This window comes from Thermodesulfobacterium thermophilum DSM 1276 (assembly GCF_000421605.1).
GTDB lineage: Bacteria > Desulfobacterota > Thermodesulfobacteria > Thermodesulfobacteriales > Thermodesulfobacteriaceae > Thermodesulfobacterium > Thermodesulfobacterium thermophilum.
In genome coordinates, this window is sequence record NZ_ATXI01000006.1 from 25,689 (window position 1) to 41,045 (window position 15,357).

Sequence of the window (15,357 nt, forward strand, 5' to 3'; positions counted from 1 at the left end):
CTTTAACCAAACATCTTTAAAAATAGCCTGTAGAACACCAGTTCTGGGTTAAGGTAGCGGTCTAAGGCTTGTAAGGTTTCTTGGATTAAGAAAAAGGCTGGATAGGGCTCTTTGGGATAAATCTCTTCTGGGAAAGCTTCTGGATAGGGATAGTCGATCAATCTTTTTAGATAGGACCTCCATATCCAAATAAGGACTAAATAAAACGCCATCTCTAAATCTTGGTAGTTGAAGCTGGAAAACCTTTCTGCTACCCTAAACCTTAGGTATGGGCTGTTAGAAAACCCTGCCTTTACAAAGCTGTTAAGCTCTTCCAAAAAACCTTTTTCTGCGATGGTCAAGGCTCTTCCTAAGCTACCCTGAGAAATCTCTGCTAATGTTTGAGAAACCTGTCTTTCAAATCCATATTGTTCGGTTAAAACTCTATAAACTGTCGTTTTGGGTAAAGGATGAAACCTGACCACTTGTGACCTTGAAACCACCGTCGGTAAAAGCTGGGTAAAATTTTCTGTAAGAAGAATAAAGATCCCATAAGAAGGGGGTTCCTCTAAGGATTTTAAAAGAGCATTGGCTGCCTCAAGGTTCATCCTTTCGGCATTTTGAATTAAAACCACCTTATACTTTGCCTCGATAGGACGGTATCTTAAAAAATTAATAATCTCCCTTATCTGGTCTATCTTTATCTCTTTTTTTTCCGGACTAATTTTCAAGACATCAGGATGAGTTTCCTTGGATAACTTCTTACAGGCTATACAAACTCCGCAGGGAGAAAGGGGGTCTTTTTGACAAAAAAGATGAAAAACAAAGGCATAAGCTGTAGTTTCTTTTCCTACTCCCTTAGGACCTGTAAAAAGATAGGCATGTGACAAACGATCTGTAGATAGAGCCCTTTTCAGTAAGGTCACAGCAGGGTTTTGATTTAAAATTTGATCCAAAGTTATTACCTTCATAAGGTTTCAACTTCTATTTTTGCACCTAATCCTTTTAACTTTTCCACAAAATTTTCATACCCTCTCTCTATTAGCTCTATGTTATATACGGTGGTTGTGTTGTCGGCACAAAGGCCAGCTAAGACTAAAGCAGCCCCAGCTCTTAGGTCTGTAGCTTTTACCGGAGAGCCAAAAAGAGGGGTTATACCGTTAACGATCGCGGTCCTGTCCTCTAACTTGATGTTTGCTCCCATCCTGTTTAACTCGAAAACGTATAAAAACCGGTTTTCAAAAAGGTTTTCTACCACCAAAGACATGCCTTCAGCCTGGGTTAACAACACCGTAAAAACAGGCTGCAAGTCTGTCGGAAATCCAGGATAAGGGGCGGTAACTATTTTGGTAGCCTTTAAACTCTTCTCCCTTTTAACCAAGCAAGACCTTTTACCTATTTTTTCTACATAAACCCCTATTTCTCGAAGCTTAGAAACAGGAACCTCTAAGTAAGATAGATTTATGTTTTTTATCTCTAACTCGTTTTCTTCTAAAAGACCTCCTAAGACCAAAAATGTACCAGCCTCTATCCGGTCAGGGATAATTTCTATGTTTGCAGGTTTTAACTTTTTTTTACCCTTAACATAGATGGTATCCTCTCCTTCCCCTCTTATATGTGCTCCCATACTTTTTAAAACCTCAGCTAAAAATACTACCTCTGGCTCTTTTGCTGCGTTTTTGATAACCGTCTCTCCTTCTGCTACAGAAGCTGCCATAAGTAAATTTTCAGTAGCGGTTACTGATGGGAAATCAAGCACTATCTCGCATCCCGTTAGGTTTAAAGCCTTTACCCTCAGGTTTCCATGATACAAAGATATCTCTGCCCCTAATTTTTCCATCCCCTTCAAATGAAGGTCTATCGGCCTTTTACCGATAGCACACCCTCCTGGAAGAGGGACCTCAGCCTCTCCTTTAGCCCCCAAAAGGGCCCCCAAAAACAACACCGAAGCCCTTATTTGAGTAGCCAGTTCATAAGGAACTGAAGTTTTGTTTATACCTGAGGTATTTACTATAAGTGCGTCCTTTTCAAAAGACCAGGTAGCCCCTAAAAACTCTAAAATCTTTAGCATGCAAAAAACATCCCTTACCTTAGGAACCCTCTTTAACCGATACTCTCCTGGTGCAAGCAAAGTAGCAGCAATCGCAGGCAAGGCAGCATTTTTAGCTCCGCTAACCTCTACCCCCCCTTTCAAAGGGTATCCACCTTTTATCACATACCTTCTTTCGCTTACTCTTTCCATAACACCACTACCCTCTCATATCCTCTTAAGTCACGATAAAACTTAGCTTCCCAGTTATGTTTTTTAGCCAACTCTCTAACTTTTTCTCCCTGATTATATCCTATTTCTAAAATTAAAAAACCTCCCCTTTTTAGGTAATAAGGAGCCTCTTGCATCAACCTTTCGTGAAACTCTGTTCCTTTTGGACCTGCAACCAAAGCCTCCTTAGGTTCAAAAACACGGACTTCCTCTTCCAGGTTTTCCCATTCTTCTAAACTGAGATAGGGCGGGTTAGAAAAAATCACGTCAAAAAATTCAAACTTTTTAAAAGGAGTTAAGCCATCTCCTCTTAACAAAAACAACCTTTCTTCTACCTGGTAGAACCGAGCGTTTTTATCAGTTAAGGCAAGAGCCTTGGGATTTATATCTACCCCTACACCTTTTAGCCCTGACTTTTCTAAAAGTAAGGTAATCACTATCACCCCTGACCCTACCCCTAACTCTAAAACCCATCCTTGTTCTATATTTAAATCAAGAAAAGCCTCAACTAAAGTTTCAGTATCTTGCCGTGGAATCAGCACCCCCTCTTCTACCTTAAATTTTCTACCCCAAAAATAGGCCTCTTTAAGGATATAAGCTAAAGGCTTTCGTTTTAACCTCTCTTCGAGAATCTCCCAGAATTTTTCCTCTGAAATCTCCTCATCAAAATAAAGATACACTGAAAGAGGTTTTACCTTTAAAATATGAGAAAGGATTAACAGAACTTCCCAAGTAGCATACTCAGGGTCTTCAATCTGAGAAAGAAGTGTTCTTCCTTGACTAAAGGCCTGAGAAACCTTCATTAATTCTTTTTAAAAACAAGCTTATTTAGGATAACCTCCTGGGTACCTTCTTTTTCTTTTAGTTTTCTTATGCTGGTTAACACCTCAAAATGTTCTTGAGCTTTATACAGAAAAGGTACTAACAGTCTTTTTCTATCGCCGCTATGAGCAAGAATTACCTCCCCTTGGTCTACCAGTAGATTTTTAAAAAGTTCTAAAAGAGGGTCAAAAAGGCTTTTTCGAAAAACTATCTCAGCCCCTAATATCACATCAAATTTTTCTTTAAGGTTTACTGTTCTCCAGTCTAACACCTGAGTTCTTATAGAAAGGCCATTTTCTTTAGCAGAAAGTTCTAAAAATTTTAAAGGGAGTTCATCATAATCTGTGGCTAACACCTCATGCCCGACACCTGCAGCTACCAGGCTAACCACCCCAAGCCCAGCCCCAAGCTCTAAAATTTTTTTAGAGGGACTTACCCCTGACACATAATCTGCCAACACTAAGCTTGCTTCCCATACCTTAAACCAGAGAGGAAACTTTTCTACCTCTAAAAATGGGTCACCCTTAAAAATTTCTTCAAGTTTGGCTGGTCTTATTATTTTAAACGTCTTGTCTCTAACCGTGATTTTCTCAGTTTCTAAGGTAAGAGTATCAATTTGCATGGTTGATCTCCTTTATCCAAAATAATATTAGAGATAACGCTTTTTTCTAAAAAAAAGAAATAACAGAAACATGATAAAAAGAGTTATTAAATTCACAAACAGAAAGGCATAAGAGGTACCTTTAAAAGGTGGAAGCTCTTGGAAAGGAAGGGGTATATTCATTCCATACATGCTGTAGATGGTAGTAGGGATAGAAATGATGATAGCCATGCTGGCTAAAAACTTCATGATAAGGTTAAGGTTGTTGTTGATGATAGAAGTATAAGCATCCATCGTGCCTGAAACGATGTTTAAAAAGACTTTGGTCATCTCTATAGCTTGTCTGTTTTCTATTTGAAGGTCTTCTAAAACCTCTTGGTCTTCTTCAGTTAACCTTAGATACCTTCCGCTCTGTATCTTAGTAAGCACTGTGTCGTTTCCTTGTAAAGAGGTGTTAAAGTAAGTTAAGGTTTTTTCTATGCTAAGCATCTTGATGATTTCCTCGTTTTCTATAGCCTTAAAAATCTCCTCTTCATATTCTTCAAGGGTCCTGTCTATGATCCTCAAAAGTTTAATATAAAGAGAGGTAGCACTTAGCATAAAATTAAGCAAAAAATTAACAGGATTTCTAAGGTCAAACGTCTTACTTTTATTGGCAAAGGTGATAAAGTCTTCAAAAATAGGATGGTCTTTAAGACAAACCGTAATGATATAATCGTCTGTCAGTATTATCCCTATAGGGATGGTTTCATATCTTACGAAGATCCCTTTAGAAATAATGTCAGGTATCCGTAAAATGATAAGAACCTGTTGTTCCTCTTTTTCAATCCTTGGTCTTTCTTCTTCATCAAGAGGATATCTAAGAAACTCCGGGAAAATATGACATTTTTTCTCTAAGTAAGCTATCTCCTCCTCTAAGGGATTAAAAAGACAGATCCAGGTATGAGGGCTAATAGACTCAGCCGGTAATAAAATACCGTTTTCTGACTTATAAACTCTAAACATAGTTCTCCCTTGATAAAACTACTACCGCATTCCACCGATAACTTCACCAAGCTTAAAGATAGGTAGATAAAGAGCTACCAGAATACCACCTACTATCACACCTAAGATTACGATCAAAATAGGCTCTATCAAGGTAGAAAGGGTGTTTACCATCCTATCTACTTCTTCTTCAAAAAATCCTGCCACTTTATTAAGCATTTCTTCGAGTTTGCCGGACATTTCTCCTACCCTTACCATTTCTACCATGAAGAAAGGAAAAACCCCGGTTGCCATCATCGGGTCTGCGATAGACTGACCTGCAGAAACGTTAATCCTTACCTCTTCCATAGCCTTTTCTATAATTTTATTACCTGAAGTTTCACCAGCTATCGTAAGAGCAGGAAGCAGCTGAACCCCTCCCCCCACCAGGTTAGCTAAAGTTCTTGCAGTTCTCGCAACTGACGCTTTCAAAAACAACTCCCCTAATAACGGTAACTTTAACAAAAACTTATCGGTAACATATCTTCCTTGCTCGGATCTCCTGTAAACTTTTATACCTAAGCTTAAACCTACCCCTAAAAGGATTAAAAAAATCAGTATCTTCCCGAAGTTTTTGCTGATGTTAATAACTAGCTGAGTAGGCCATGGTAAAGCTTGGCCTGCACTTTCATATATCTCTGCAAACTTAGGGATGACAAAAAGCATGATAACAGAGATCACTATAATGGTCACTGCAACAACCACAGAGGGATAAATCATCGCATGTTTAACCTTGCTTTTTATCCCTACTATCTTCTCTATATAATCAGCCAGACGATTTAAAATCATGTCTAAGTTACCGCTTGATTCTCCAGACCTTATCATCTGAATGTAAAGATTGTCAAAAATCTTAGGGTAGTGAGCCATCGCCTCACTCAAAGCAGCTCCTGTTTCTACTTTATACTTGATATCTCTTATAACCTCTTTAAAATACTTATTTCTTTGTTGTTCAGCCAAGATTTCAAGACATTTTACTATAGGAAGTCCTGCCTCTAAGACAACTGCAAACTGTCTGGTAAAGCTTGCTAATTCCTTATCAGAAACTGATTTAAGTTTAAAAAATCTAAAGGAAGTTTGTCTTTTTTCGGTGATTTTTATCGGAGTAAGGTTGAGACGTCTTAGGTAAACCTCTACCAGTTGAGGATTGGCAGCTTCTAAAACCCCCTTTCTTATCTCTCCGGTAACCGACCTTCCCTCCCATTCATATAAAGGCATCGTTTGCCTCTCTTAATGCATTAAAAACCTATTTACCTATCCAGTAATTTGGAGCTTCTCTTAATATCGTTACATCGTGTACATGGCTTTCTCTATAACCTGCAGGGGTTATTTTGATAAATTTAGCCTTTTTTCTAAGTTCTTCGATGGTTCTACATCCACAGTATCCCATACCTGAACGAATACCACCTACCAACTGATAGATCATGTTAGACACAGGACCACGATAAGGCACCTTACCCTCTATTCCTTCAGGGACAAGCTTAGATAGGTCTTCTCCTTCCTGTCCATAACGTTCACTTCCACCTCTTTTAGCCATAGCAGAAAGAGAACCCATTCCCCTGTAGACCTTATAGGTTCTACCTTCATAAAGGATGGTTTCTCCTGGGGCTTCTTCTGTTCCGGCAAAAAGATTACCTATCATCACTGCATGAGCACCAGCAGCCAGTGCTTTAACGATATCTCCTGAAAACCGAATACCTCCGTCAGCTATCACAGGGATACCATATTTTTCTGCTACAACCGCACAGTTGTGAATAGCGGTAAGCTGAGGAACTCCAGCTCCGGCTACAATCCTGGTAGTACAGATAGACCCAGGTCCTATACCTACTTTTATCCCGTCTGCCCCAGCTTTTATCAAAGCCTCAGCCCCTTCAGCAGTAGCCACATTACCTGCTATCAACTGACAATCAGGGAAATGATACTTTATTTCCTTTATGGTCTCTATCACATTCTTAGAATGTCCATGAGCTGAATCTATAAACAAAACGTCTGCTCCAGCCTTAAGTAATCTTTCTGCTTGCTCTAACCTATTAGCCCCAACCCCTATAGCTGCTCCAACCCTCAACCTTCCAAGTTCATCTTTACAGGCATTAGGATATTTCTTAAGTTTTTCTATATCTTTTATGGTAATCAATCCCTTAAGACAAAAATCATCATCTACGATAAGAAGCTTTTCGATCCTATGCTCGTGTAAGATCTTAATCGCCTCTTCTAAGCTGATGCCTGGTTTAGCAGTAACTAAATTTTCCTTTGTCATCAACTCTCTAACCGGGCGCTCAAAGTTGGTTTCAAACCTTAAATCCCTGTTGGTGATAATCCCTACCAGTTTTTTTCTCGGGCCTTCAACCACAGGAATACCGGAAATCTTAAACTCTTCCATCAGTTTGAGAACTTCTTTTATCGGAGTATCCGGAGAAACAGTTACAGGATCATAAATCATCCCGCTCTCTGATTTTTTCACCTTTTCCACTTCTCTTACCTGTTCATCAAGGCTCATGTTACGATGAATAACCCCTAAGCCACCCTCTCGAGCCATACTTATTGCCATTCGACTTTCAGTAACCGTATCCATCGCCGCAGAAATAAGAGGAATATTTAGCTTTATCTTTGAAGTGATATAGGTAGAAACATCTACATCCTTAGGCAAAACCTCTGAATATGCAGGTACTAAAAGCAGGTCATCAAAGGTATAGGCTTCGTATAAGATATCTAACATACACCCGAACCCCTTTTAGGAGATAAAAATTTTTACTAATTATACCTCTCTATTAAAGAAAGTAAAGCGCCCTCTAAAATTCCATATACACTTAAGATAAGAAAATCCTTCTTAAAATATTCTAACACAGACCAGCAAATAAGAGCCCCTGGAAGGGCGATGTCTTCCCTTCCTTTTTCCATCCCTTTTATCTTGGAAATCCTCTCAAGGTCACAATTAGCTAATTTTTTAACTATTATTTCTATGCGATCTTTAGAAATTTTATGACCGTTTAACGGATAAGGAGAATAGGTCTTTAGCTTTAAATCCAGAGCTCCTAAAAGACTCGCAGTCCCTCCGGTAAAAATTACGTAATCTACCTCTTCCTTAGGTAAATCAACCAATTTATCCGAAAGATATTCCATGATAGACTTAAAAACCTTAGAATTTACCGGATACCTTAGTTGAAAAAGGTCCTTTAACCAAACCGCCCCTATGTCTAAACTTTTAATCCATTTAGGCGTTCCTTTTTCACTTAAAACAAACTCAGTAGAACCTCCCCCTATGTCTACCACCAAGAATTTCTTGTCAACCAACCCTTGAGATTGTAATCCATACAGCACCCCTTTTAAAGAAAGTAAAACCTCTTCCTCTGGAGATATCACCTCTATGTCTATACCTATTTTTTTAGCTTCTGCTAAAAACTCCTGAGCATTCTTAGCTTTTCTAAAAATTGCCGTACCTACAGCCCTATAATCTTTTACCTCATAGGTTTCCATCAACTCTTTAAAATTTCTCAGGGTCTCAATCCCCTTTTTGAAAGCTTCTTCTGTAATTTCCTGGTTAACCAAACCTTCTCCAAGCCTTACGTTTTCTCGGTTTCTTATCAAGAAATATGTCTGATCTTGTATTTTCTTTCCTAAACAAATCCTAAAGGTTTGAGTTCCCAGGTCTAAAGCCGCAAAAAACGGAAGGTTTAACCTTTCTTTAAACTCTTTTCCCAGTTTAAAAATTACCCTCAGTTTATTTTTAACATAATAGCTTTGTTGGTTTTTAGGATTTTTAAAAATAAGTCCCTTATTTTTTTTAAGTTCAAAAACTCCAAAATCCCTAAACTCTATCCGGTTACCCTTTTTTAGCTCTTCTTTTAAAGTTTCAAAAAAAAGCTCAACTATTACTTTTAAGTCTTCTTTTTCCAATTCTAAATCTGCAAGTTTTAAGTTTAAACTTTCTATCAGATCACTTCGGTTCATAGTCTCCACCCTTAATAAGGAAAAAACCAGGGTTTAAAATAAAAAGACTCTGCTAATCCAGAGGCTTTCTCCTCTAACAACTTCCAAAAACTAACCTTTTTCTCAGGAAGATAAATCAGTTTGGCTTCTTTTATTCGGGCAAGCCTTTTTACTTCTTCTACAGCATCCCAAAAACTACCAAGTTTATCTATCAAACCCAACTTTAAAGCCTCTTCTCCGGTAAAAATCCTTCCGTCAGCTAACTCTCTAACCTTGGCCTCAGAAAGTTTTCGTTCTTTGGCTATAGCTTTTATAAACTGCTCGTGAATAACCTTTATTTTTTCCTGGAGATAAACCTTTTCCTTAGGGCTTAATGGCCTGTAAAAAGACCCGGTATCTTTATATTCTCCACTTTTTATCACCTCTGCCTCAACCCCAAGCTTTTTTAACAGTTTTTCCAGGTTAGGCACCTGAAGCACCACCCCAATACTTCCTGTAAGGGTCCCAGGAAGGGCAAAAGTTTGGTTGCCTCCAAGAGACACATAAAAACCACCAGAAGCTGCGATGTTGCCCATAGAAACTACCACAGGCTTTATGGTCCTAAGTTTTTTCAGCTCTTCAAAGATCTCTTGAGAAGCTCCTACAGAACCACCTGGGGAGTCTATACGAACCACCACCCCTCTTATACTTTCCTTCTCTTTTAAAAACCTTATAGCCCTAAGAAGTTCCTCTGGATCTGCAATGACCCCTTTTATTTCTAAAACCCCTATCTGGGGTTTCCCAAAATCTATATCCTTAAGCTTTATCAAAAAAGAAAGAATAAAACTCAAAACAAACAAAAATACTACCAATCCACCCACAAAAGCCAGTCCATAAACCAACCAAGGACGTTTCATCAAAATCCCCTTAAGCTCTCTTTAATTTTTGAGCCAATAAATCCCCTAACCTTACCCCTATTCCTTCTCTTTGAAAGGATTCTTTGTAGGCCTCTAACTCTTGGTTTTCAAGCTCCTCTAAATACTTCAAACAAGAAAGATGAAGTTTTCTGTTTTCAGGGTCTAACACCACTATTTTACCTTTTAACCGGTCTCCTGGTTTATATTTTTCAGCTATCTTTTCTGACTTAGGAAGGTGCCTTCCTTTAAATTCTTCAGAAAGTTCTTTAAAAGGAATTAAACCTTCTATCCCCTGGAAAACTTCAACAATAACCCCTGTTGAAACCATCCGTTTTATCACCCCTTCTACCACATCTCCTATCTTATGAGAAGCCACAAAGTTTTCCCAAGGGTCTGGGGTTAGATGTTTAACACTTAAACTAAGCTTTCTTTTTTCAGGATTTATCTCAAGAACCTTGGCCATGACTTCTTGTCCAGGACTAAACTTCTCTTTTAAATTTTCTATCCTTTCCCAAGAAAGGTTGGACACATGGATAAAACCTTCAACCCCCTCTCTTACCTCAACTAGCAACCCATGATTCAATACCTGTTTTATTTTCCCTTTTACTACAGCACCTACCTCTACCTCTTTTACGAACTTTTCCCAAGGACTTGGTTCAAGACGCCTTAAACTAAGCACCATTTTCCTTTCAGAAGGTCTTATTTCAAGAATTACAGCCTCTACCAAATCCCCTAAACCCAAAAGCTCCTTAGGTTTTAAGTTTTTATTCCATCCTATCTCACTTCTTGGGACCAACCCTTCTACTCCAGGTTCTATCTCTAAAAAAGCCCCGAAATCAAAAATTCCTACTACCTTCCCCTTAACCTGCTGACCTTCTTGATAACGATTGGCTACCCCTTCCCAAGGGTCAGTCTCTAAGGCTTTTAAACTAACCTTAAGTCGTTCCTTAGAAGGATCAAAGGAAAGTACCTTAACCTTTATTTTATCTCCTATCTTTAAGAAAGTCTCTGGGTCTGTTATCCTAAACCAAGAAAGTTCTTTGTCAGGAAGAAAACCCTTTAACACCCCATCAAAATCTATCAAGAAACCTCCTTCCACCCTTTTAAAAACCTCTCCTTCTAATACACCTTCTTTTATCTTATCTAAAACCTCTTTTTTCTTTAGTTCATATTCTCTTTCAAGCAAAGCCCTTCTTGAAACCACCAGGTTCTCTTTGTCAAATTTAACCACCAAAGCCTCAAACTCCTTTCCGATAAGAGCCTCAGGAGAATCAAGTCTTTCTCTAAAATAGGCCTGGGAAAAGGGAAGAAACCCTGGAACAAAGCCCTCAACCTTAACCGTGTATCCTCCTTTTATCAAAGAGACTATTTTTATCTGCACAGGAAGTCCTTTTTCAAAACTATCTTTTATCTTTTCCTTAACCTTCTTTTCTCTGATTTTTTGATAGGAAAGCAAGTATCCACCTAAGGGAGCTCTTCCTATCACCAAGAATTCTCCTTCCTCTCCTTCACTAAACTGAAATCCCCCTTTTTCGTCTTTTATCTCATCAACAGGCAAAAGGGCCTCCCCTTTTAACCCCACATCCACAAAGACATACTCTTTGCCTATCTTCACCACCCTTCCTTTAACTACCTCTCCAACAGCAATCTCTTGAAACGACTTACTTAAATACTCTTCGAACTCCTTTCCCCAATCTGTCATACCAACCTCGCAAGCTACGATTGTTTTATTTCAAGTATACATAGAGTTATAAAGTTTATCAAGCTTTATAAGACTATTTTATTTTTACCAGACCTTTTTGCCTGATACAACCTTTCGTCTACTTTTTTGAGAAGAGTAGAAAGGGTCATACCTTCTTGATATTCTACCACCCCACCGCTTATGGTAACTTTTTCTACTTCCTCAAAAGGGTAGGCTGCTATACTCTGTCTGATTCTTTCAGCTATAACCAAGGCTTCTTCTTTAGTAGTATTAGGGCAAAGGATTACAAACTCCTCTCCTCCCCATCGAGCTGGCACATCAGTTTGCCTGATGTTTTCTTTTATCAAACGGGAAACCTCTTTTAGTACATAATCTCCCCTATCATGCCCATAAGTATCGTTAATCACCTTAAAATTATCGATATCAAAAAGAATCAAAGAAAAAGGAGTCTTATAACGATTATAACGGTTGATCTCCTTCTTAAGTTCCTCTATAAACTTAAACCGGTTAAAAAGTTGGGTCAAAAAATCCCTTTCGGCAAGCACCTTAAGACGCTCAGTCAATTTTTCTAACTCAACTTTTCTCTTAAAAAGCTCGGTTGAAGCAAGTTTTTCTATCTCTTTAGCAATGGCACCTATCTCATTTTTAGGATAGTTTCTAAACTCCTCGGGAATTTCAATCCCCTGAGAAATACTTAAAAGATTTTCTTTAAGAAGGTTAATCGGTGAGGTAATGTGCTTAGTCAGCCAATAACTTACAAACCACCCCAAACCAAAAGCAATAGCACCTATTATCATCACAGACATCCCTATGATAACCAAAACAGGCATTAAAAGTTCAGCTTTGTCTACCACCGTTATAAACACCCAATTTGAATTTTCCAACCTTTTATAATAGGCTATCTTGGTTAAACCATCTTGAACAAACTCTACCTTCCCTTCAGGATTAGACAGAAACTCTCTTAAAGGTAGATTTTCCATCTTTTTACCTAAAAGTTTCTCATCTGGATGGATAAGAACCGTTCCATCCTTTTTAATCACAAAGCTATAGGCTGTCTCATAAATCCCTATTTTTTCTCTAAAAACCTTTAATAAATTTTCTAAAGAGGTATCTATGGCTACAACCCCTACAATCTTGTGGTTTTCATCAACCAGAGCCTTACCTAAGGCTACCAACCATTCTTTAGTCCCAAACTCTTGATATACCACTCCCTCGCTAATCTTAGAAGAATACCTTACAGCCTCTTTATACCAAGGCCTCTCAGTTGACTTGTATCCCTCAGGTGTATCATAGTTATATATCAAAAGAGAATCATCTTCATACCCAGCATAGATATATTTAATGGTAGGGTCTATTTGATTAAAAGTATAAAAATGTTTTAATACCTCAATTTTATCTTTTTCAGAAAGTTTATAAGCCTTAATCACCTTAGGATCTTTACTCAGGTATTCTATCATCACGATAAACTTAGAAAAAAAACCCTCTATGTAATTGGCTAACACATGTGTTCTTTGCTGAAGAAAAATATCTCCCTTAGAAAATTCGTACTTATAAAATACAGGACTGCTAAGGAGAACAAAAGTTAACATAATAAAAAAACTCACTCCCAAACTAAAATAAAAAATTTGCCTCTGTAAACCTTTCATAAAATCCTCTATTTATAATTTTATTTATTATCGGATTTTTGTGAAGTAATATTAAACAAGAACTGAGTAGCTTTTGAAATAACACTTAATTCAAACAAAAATCCTCAACTAATTACAACCTTTTTCGATAAGACAGGCCTCTCCTTTACCCTCTTTATCTCCCACTTTGGGAGGTAAGAAAGGTAAAGAAGAAGGTTTTTGAGGAGATGTGGCGTTTTCTGTAGAGGATTTTTCTGTAGAAACCTTTTCTGTAGAGACTACTTTTTCCTTTTTAACAGGCTCTTTTTTATCTTGAGGTTTTTCTGTAGAGGCATTAACGGTGAAATCTTTTTCCTTCAAGTTTTTAGAAAATTCTCTCCCCTGAGAGGGCTCCAACATCGGATAATTTTCTTTTAGCCAGTTGAGAATGGTATTTTTACCTACTAAAACCAAAAGAGAATTATCTTCTCTATAAAGAAGGGCAGGGACTTCTCGAATTCCTGCTATCCTCATCAAGGCATAAACCTTAGATACCTCATAAAATCTTACAGGAATTTTATTATTTATAACATACTCCTCGACCACCTTACAGTTAGGACAATTTTGTTGATAGACCACCACAGGATAATCTAAAGATATAGGCTTAAGGCTTATGTTAACCAAAAAAACTGCTGTAGAAAGGGCTAAAAACCCTGAAAAACCTAAGAAACCCCAGCTAAAGGCCTTCTGAGAAAATACGTCTAACACAAAGGCTAAAAAAATGGTCAAGGCTACCACCAAACAAAACTGACAATATTCCTGAAGAAAAAAGGCCTGAAACCCGATAAAATATCCCTCAACCAACAAACAGAGACCTAAGATAAAAAGTCTTAACCTTTTCAGGACATAAGATTTTATCTTTAAATCAAGAAGGGTTAACCCTAACACCACAGCAAACACCAAAACCCCTAAGTAGTTGAGGATCCCTAATCTATCGAAAAGATGTATCATTAAACAGGCGTCCGTTTTACATAAAGAACTGTTTTTAAATTGCAGATAAACTTCATATACATTGAGAACAAAACCAAAAAGAACCACAACCAGCAAAAGATATTGGCTAAAAGAAGTAAGTTGATAATAACCTTTTCTTTCTCCTATAATCAACCTCACTTTTAGCCTTCCCCTCCTTTGATTTTAAGTAGGTTGAAGGCATGTTCAAAGACCTTTATAGCACAGTAGGGGCCACACATCGTACAAGCCTGACTTTTAGAAACCCCTCCTTCGAGCCTATACCGCCTTGCCTTTTCCTGGTCTATAGAAAGGGAAATCTGTTTTTCCCAGTCAAGCTCAGCCCTGGCTTTAGCCATAGCCAAATCCCATTCCCATGCACCTTTTATTCCCTTAGCCAGGTCTGCTACATGAGCAGCGATTTTTGAGGCTATCAAACCTTCTTTTACATCCTCTAACGTAGGAAGCCTTAGATGTTCTGCAGGGGTAAGATAACAAAGAAAATCTGCCCCATAATAAGCAGCCAGTGCCCCTCCTATAGCCCCTACCAGATGGTCATAACCAGGGGCTACGTCTGTGGGAAGAGGGCCAAGCACATAAAAAGGAGCACCATGACAAAGCCTTTTTTGTAGTTTTATGTTGGTCTCTATCTGGTCTAAAGGCACATGTCCAGGGCCTTCTATCATTACCTGAACACCCTTTTCCCAAGCCCTTAAAGTTAACTCCCCTAAAATCATCAACTCATGGATTTGAGCTCCATCTGTAGCGTCTGCGATACAACCAGGTCTTAGTCCATCCCCTAAAGACAGAGTAATATCATACTCAAAGGCTATTTCAAGAAGTTTATCAAAATGCTCATAAAAGGGATTCTCCTTTTGGTTATAGATCATCCATTCTACTAAAAAAGAACCTCCTCTGGATACCACCCCAAGCACCCTGGGTTTAATTTTTAACCTTTCTATACCCGCCTTGGTAAGACCACAGTGGATGGTCATAAAATCTACACCATCTTCTGCCTGTTTTTCTATCACCTTAAACATCTCATCAACCGTCATGTCAACGATCGACTTATGATGCTTTTCTACCGCCTCTATCGCCGCCTGATAAATAGGGACTGTACCTAAAGGAACAGGAGAGTGAGCTCTTATAACCTTTCTTATCTCGTCTAAATCTCCTCCTGTAGAAAGGTCCATCACAGTATCTGCACCATACTTTAAAGCTATCTCAAGTTTTTTTAACTCTTCTTCTACATAAGGCCTATCCTTAGAAGTACCGATGTTTACGTTTACCTTAGTTCTAAGTCCCTTACCAATAGCACAGGGTCTTTCTATCTTAGACTTTTTGTTTTTACAAACAACTATCTCACCCCTAAGAATACCTTCTTTGAGAAATTTTTCGCTAACCCCTTCCACCTGTGCACAAATTTTAACCTCTTCTGTAATCACACCTTTACTAATCAGGGTTTTGATCGTCATATCTTTAAAAGACCTCCCTGTTTTTTACAGAAATTTTAACATAAAATTTCTTTTGATGACAAA

The 15,357-nt window shown here is 38.2% G+C and carries 13 protein-coding genes; all 13 read right to left on the reverse strand.

Going from position 1 to position 15,357, the window contains the following annotated elements:
* Positions 1 to 2 precede the first annotated feature (2 nt).
* On the reverse strand, positions 3 to 950 hold the full coding sequence (gene holB / locus H529_RS10010) for a DNA polymerase III subunit delta' (protein WP_022855204.1): 948 nt from the start codon (positions 948 to 950) through the stop codon (positions 3 to 5).
* Positions 947 to 2,221 (reverse strand): UDP-N-acetylglucosamine 1-carboxyvinyltransferase, encoded by a 1,275-nt coding sequence (gene murA, locus H529_RS0103685; RefSeq protein ID WP_022855205.1) that lies wholly within the window; start codon positions 2,219 to 2,221, stop codon positions 947 to 949. Before murA ends, holB begins: the two co-directional genes overlap by 4 nt.
* On the reverse strand, positions 2,209 to 3,042 hold the full coding sequence (prmC, locus tag H529_RS0103690) for a peptide chain release factor N(5)-glutamine methyltransferase (protein WP_022855206.1): 834 nt from the start codon (positions 3,040 to 3,042) through the stop codon (positions 2,209 to 2,211). Before prmC ends, murA begins: the two co-directional genes overlap by 13 nt.
* Entirely contained in the window at positions 3,042 to 3,683 is a 642-nt protein-coding gene (locus H529_RS10015) for a class I SAM-dependent methyltransferase (protein WP_022855207.1), read from the reverse strand. The genes prmC and H529_RS10015 overlap by 1 nt, the downstream gene beginning before the upstream one ends.
* A 27-nt stretch (positions 3,684 to 3,710) precedes the next feature.
* Positions 3,711 to 4,667, reverse strand: a complete 957-nt coding sequence (locus H529_RS0103700; protein ID WP_022855208.1) for a magnesium transporter CorA family protein — start codon at positions 4,665 to 4,667, stop codon at positions 3,711 to 3,713.
* Between the two features lie 21 nt (positions 4,668 to 4,688).
* A complete protein-coding gene (locus tag H529_RS0103705) occupies positions 4,689 to 5,900 on the reverse strand; it encodes a type II secretion system F family protein (protein ID WP_022855209.1) in 1,212 nt (403 codons plus the stop codon).
* Positions 5,901 to 5,928: 28 nt separating this feature from the next.
* Positions 5,929 to 7,398, reverse strand: a complete 1,470-nt coding sequence (gene guaB, locus H529_RS0103710; protein ID WP_022855210.1) for an IMP dehydrogenase — start codon at positions 7,396 to 7,398, stop codon at positions 5,929 to 5,931.
* Positions 7,399 to 7,433: 35 nt separating this feature from the next.
* Entirely contained in the window at positions 7,434 to 8,630 is a 1,197-nt protein-coding gene (locus tag H529_RS0103715; RefSeq protein ID WP_022855211.1) for a Ppx/GppA phosphatase family protein, read from the reverse strand.
* 11 nt (positions 8,631 to 8,641) lie between these two features.
* Positions 8,642 to 9,505, reverse strand: coding sequence for a signal peptide peptidase SppA (sppA, locus tag H529_RS0103720; protein ID WP_022855212.1), 864 nt, complete (start codon positions 9,503 to 9,505; stop codon positions 8,642 to 8,644).
* Positions 9,506 to 9,515: 10 nt separating this feature from the next.
* Positions 9,516 to 11,207, reverse strand: a complete 1,692-nt coding sequence (locus tag H529_RS0103725) for a S1 RNA-binding domain-containing protein (RefSeq protein WP_022855213.1) — start codon at positions 11,205 to 11,207, stop codon at positions 9,516 to 9,518.
* A 65-nt stretch (positions 11,208 to 11,272) separates the two neighbouring features.
* Positions 11,273 to 12,796, reverse strand: coding sequence for a diguanylate cyclase (locus H529_RS11175; protein ID WP_162138226.1), 1,524 nt, complete (start codon positions 12,794 to 12,796; stop codon positions 11,273 to 11,275).
* Positions 12,797 to 12,961: 165 nt separating this feature from the next.
* Positions 12,962 to 13,981 (reverse strand): hypothetical protein, encoded by a 1,020-nt coding sequence (locus tag H529_RS0103735; protein WP_022855215.1) that lies wholly within the window; start codon positions 13,979 to 13,981, stop codon positions 12,962 to 12,964.
* A gap of 2 nt (positions 13,982 to 13,983) precedes the next feature.
* A complete protein-coding gene (gene thiC / locus H529_RS0103740; RefSeq protein WP_022855216.1) occupies positions 13,984 to 15,294 on the reverse strand; it encodes a phosphomethylpyrimidine synthase ThiC in 1,311 nt (436 codons plus the stop codon).
* Positions 15,295 to 15,357 lie beyond the last annotated feature (63 nt).

What these genes read in the sequence shown, in the direction of transcription:
- thiC (WP_022855216.1), bottom strand. Translation starts at nt 15,294, where the DNA reads ATGACGATCAAAACCCTGATTAGTAAAGGTGTGATTACAGAAGAGGTT.
- H529_RS0103715 (WP_022855211.1), bottom strand. Translation starts at nt 8,630, where the DNA reads ATGAACCGAAGTGATCTGATAGAAAGTTTAAACTTAAAACTTGCAGAT.
- prmC (WP_022855206.1), bottom strand. Translation starts at nt 3,042, where the DNA reads ATGAAGGTTTCTCAGGCCTTTAGTCAAGGAAGAACACTTCTTTCTCAG.
- H529_RS0103705 (WP_022855209.1), bottom strand. Translation starts at nt 5,900, where the DNA reads ATGCCTTTATATGAATGGGAGGGAAGGTCGGTTACCGGAGAGATAAGA.
- murA (WP_022855205.1), bottom strand. Translation starts at nt 2,221, where the DNA reads ATGGAAAGAGTAAGCGAAAGAAGGTATGTGATAAAAGGTGGATACCCT.
- sppA (WP_022855212.1), bottom strand. Translation starts at nt 9,505, where the DNA reads ATGAAACGTCCTTGGTTGGTTTATGGACTGGCTTTTGTGGGTGGATTG.
- H529_RS0103725 (WP_022855213.1), bottom strand. Translation starts at nt 11,207, where the DNA reads ATGACAGATTGGGGAAAGGAGTTCGAAGAGTATTTAAGTAAGTCGTTT.
- H529_RS10015 (WP_022855207.1), bottom strand. Translation starts at nt 3,683, where the DNA reads ATGCAAATTGATACTCTTACCTTAGAAACTGAGAAAATCACGGTTAGA.
- guaB (WP_022855210.1), bottom strand. Translation starts at nt 7,398, where the DNA reads ATGTTAGATATCTTATACGAAGCCTATACCTTTGATGACCTGCTTTTA.
- H529_RS0103700 (WP_022855208.1), bottom strand. Translation starts at nt 4,667, where the DNA reads ATGTTTAGAGTTTATAAGTCAGAAAACGGTATTTTATTACCGGCTGAG.
- holB (WP_022855204.1), bottom strand. Translation starts at nt 950, where the DNA reads ATGAAGGTAATAACTTTGGATCAAATTTTAAATCAAAACCCTGCTGTG.
- H529_RS11175 (WP_162138226.1), bottom strand. Translation starts at nt 12,796, where the DNA reads ATGTTAACTTTTGTTCTCCTTAGCAGTCCTGTATTTTATAAGTACGAA.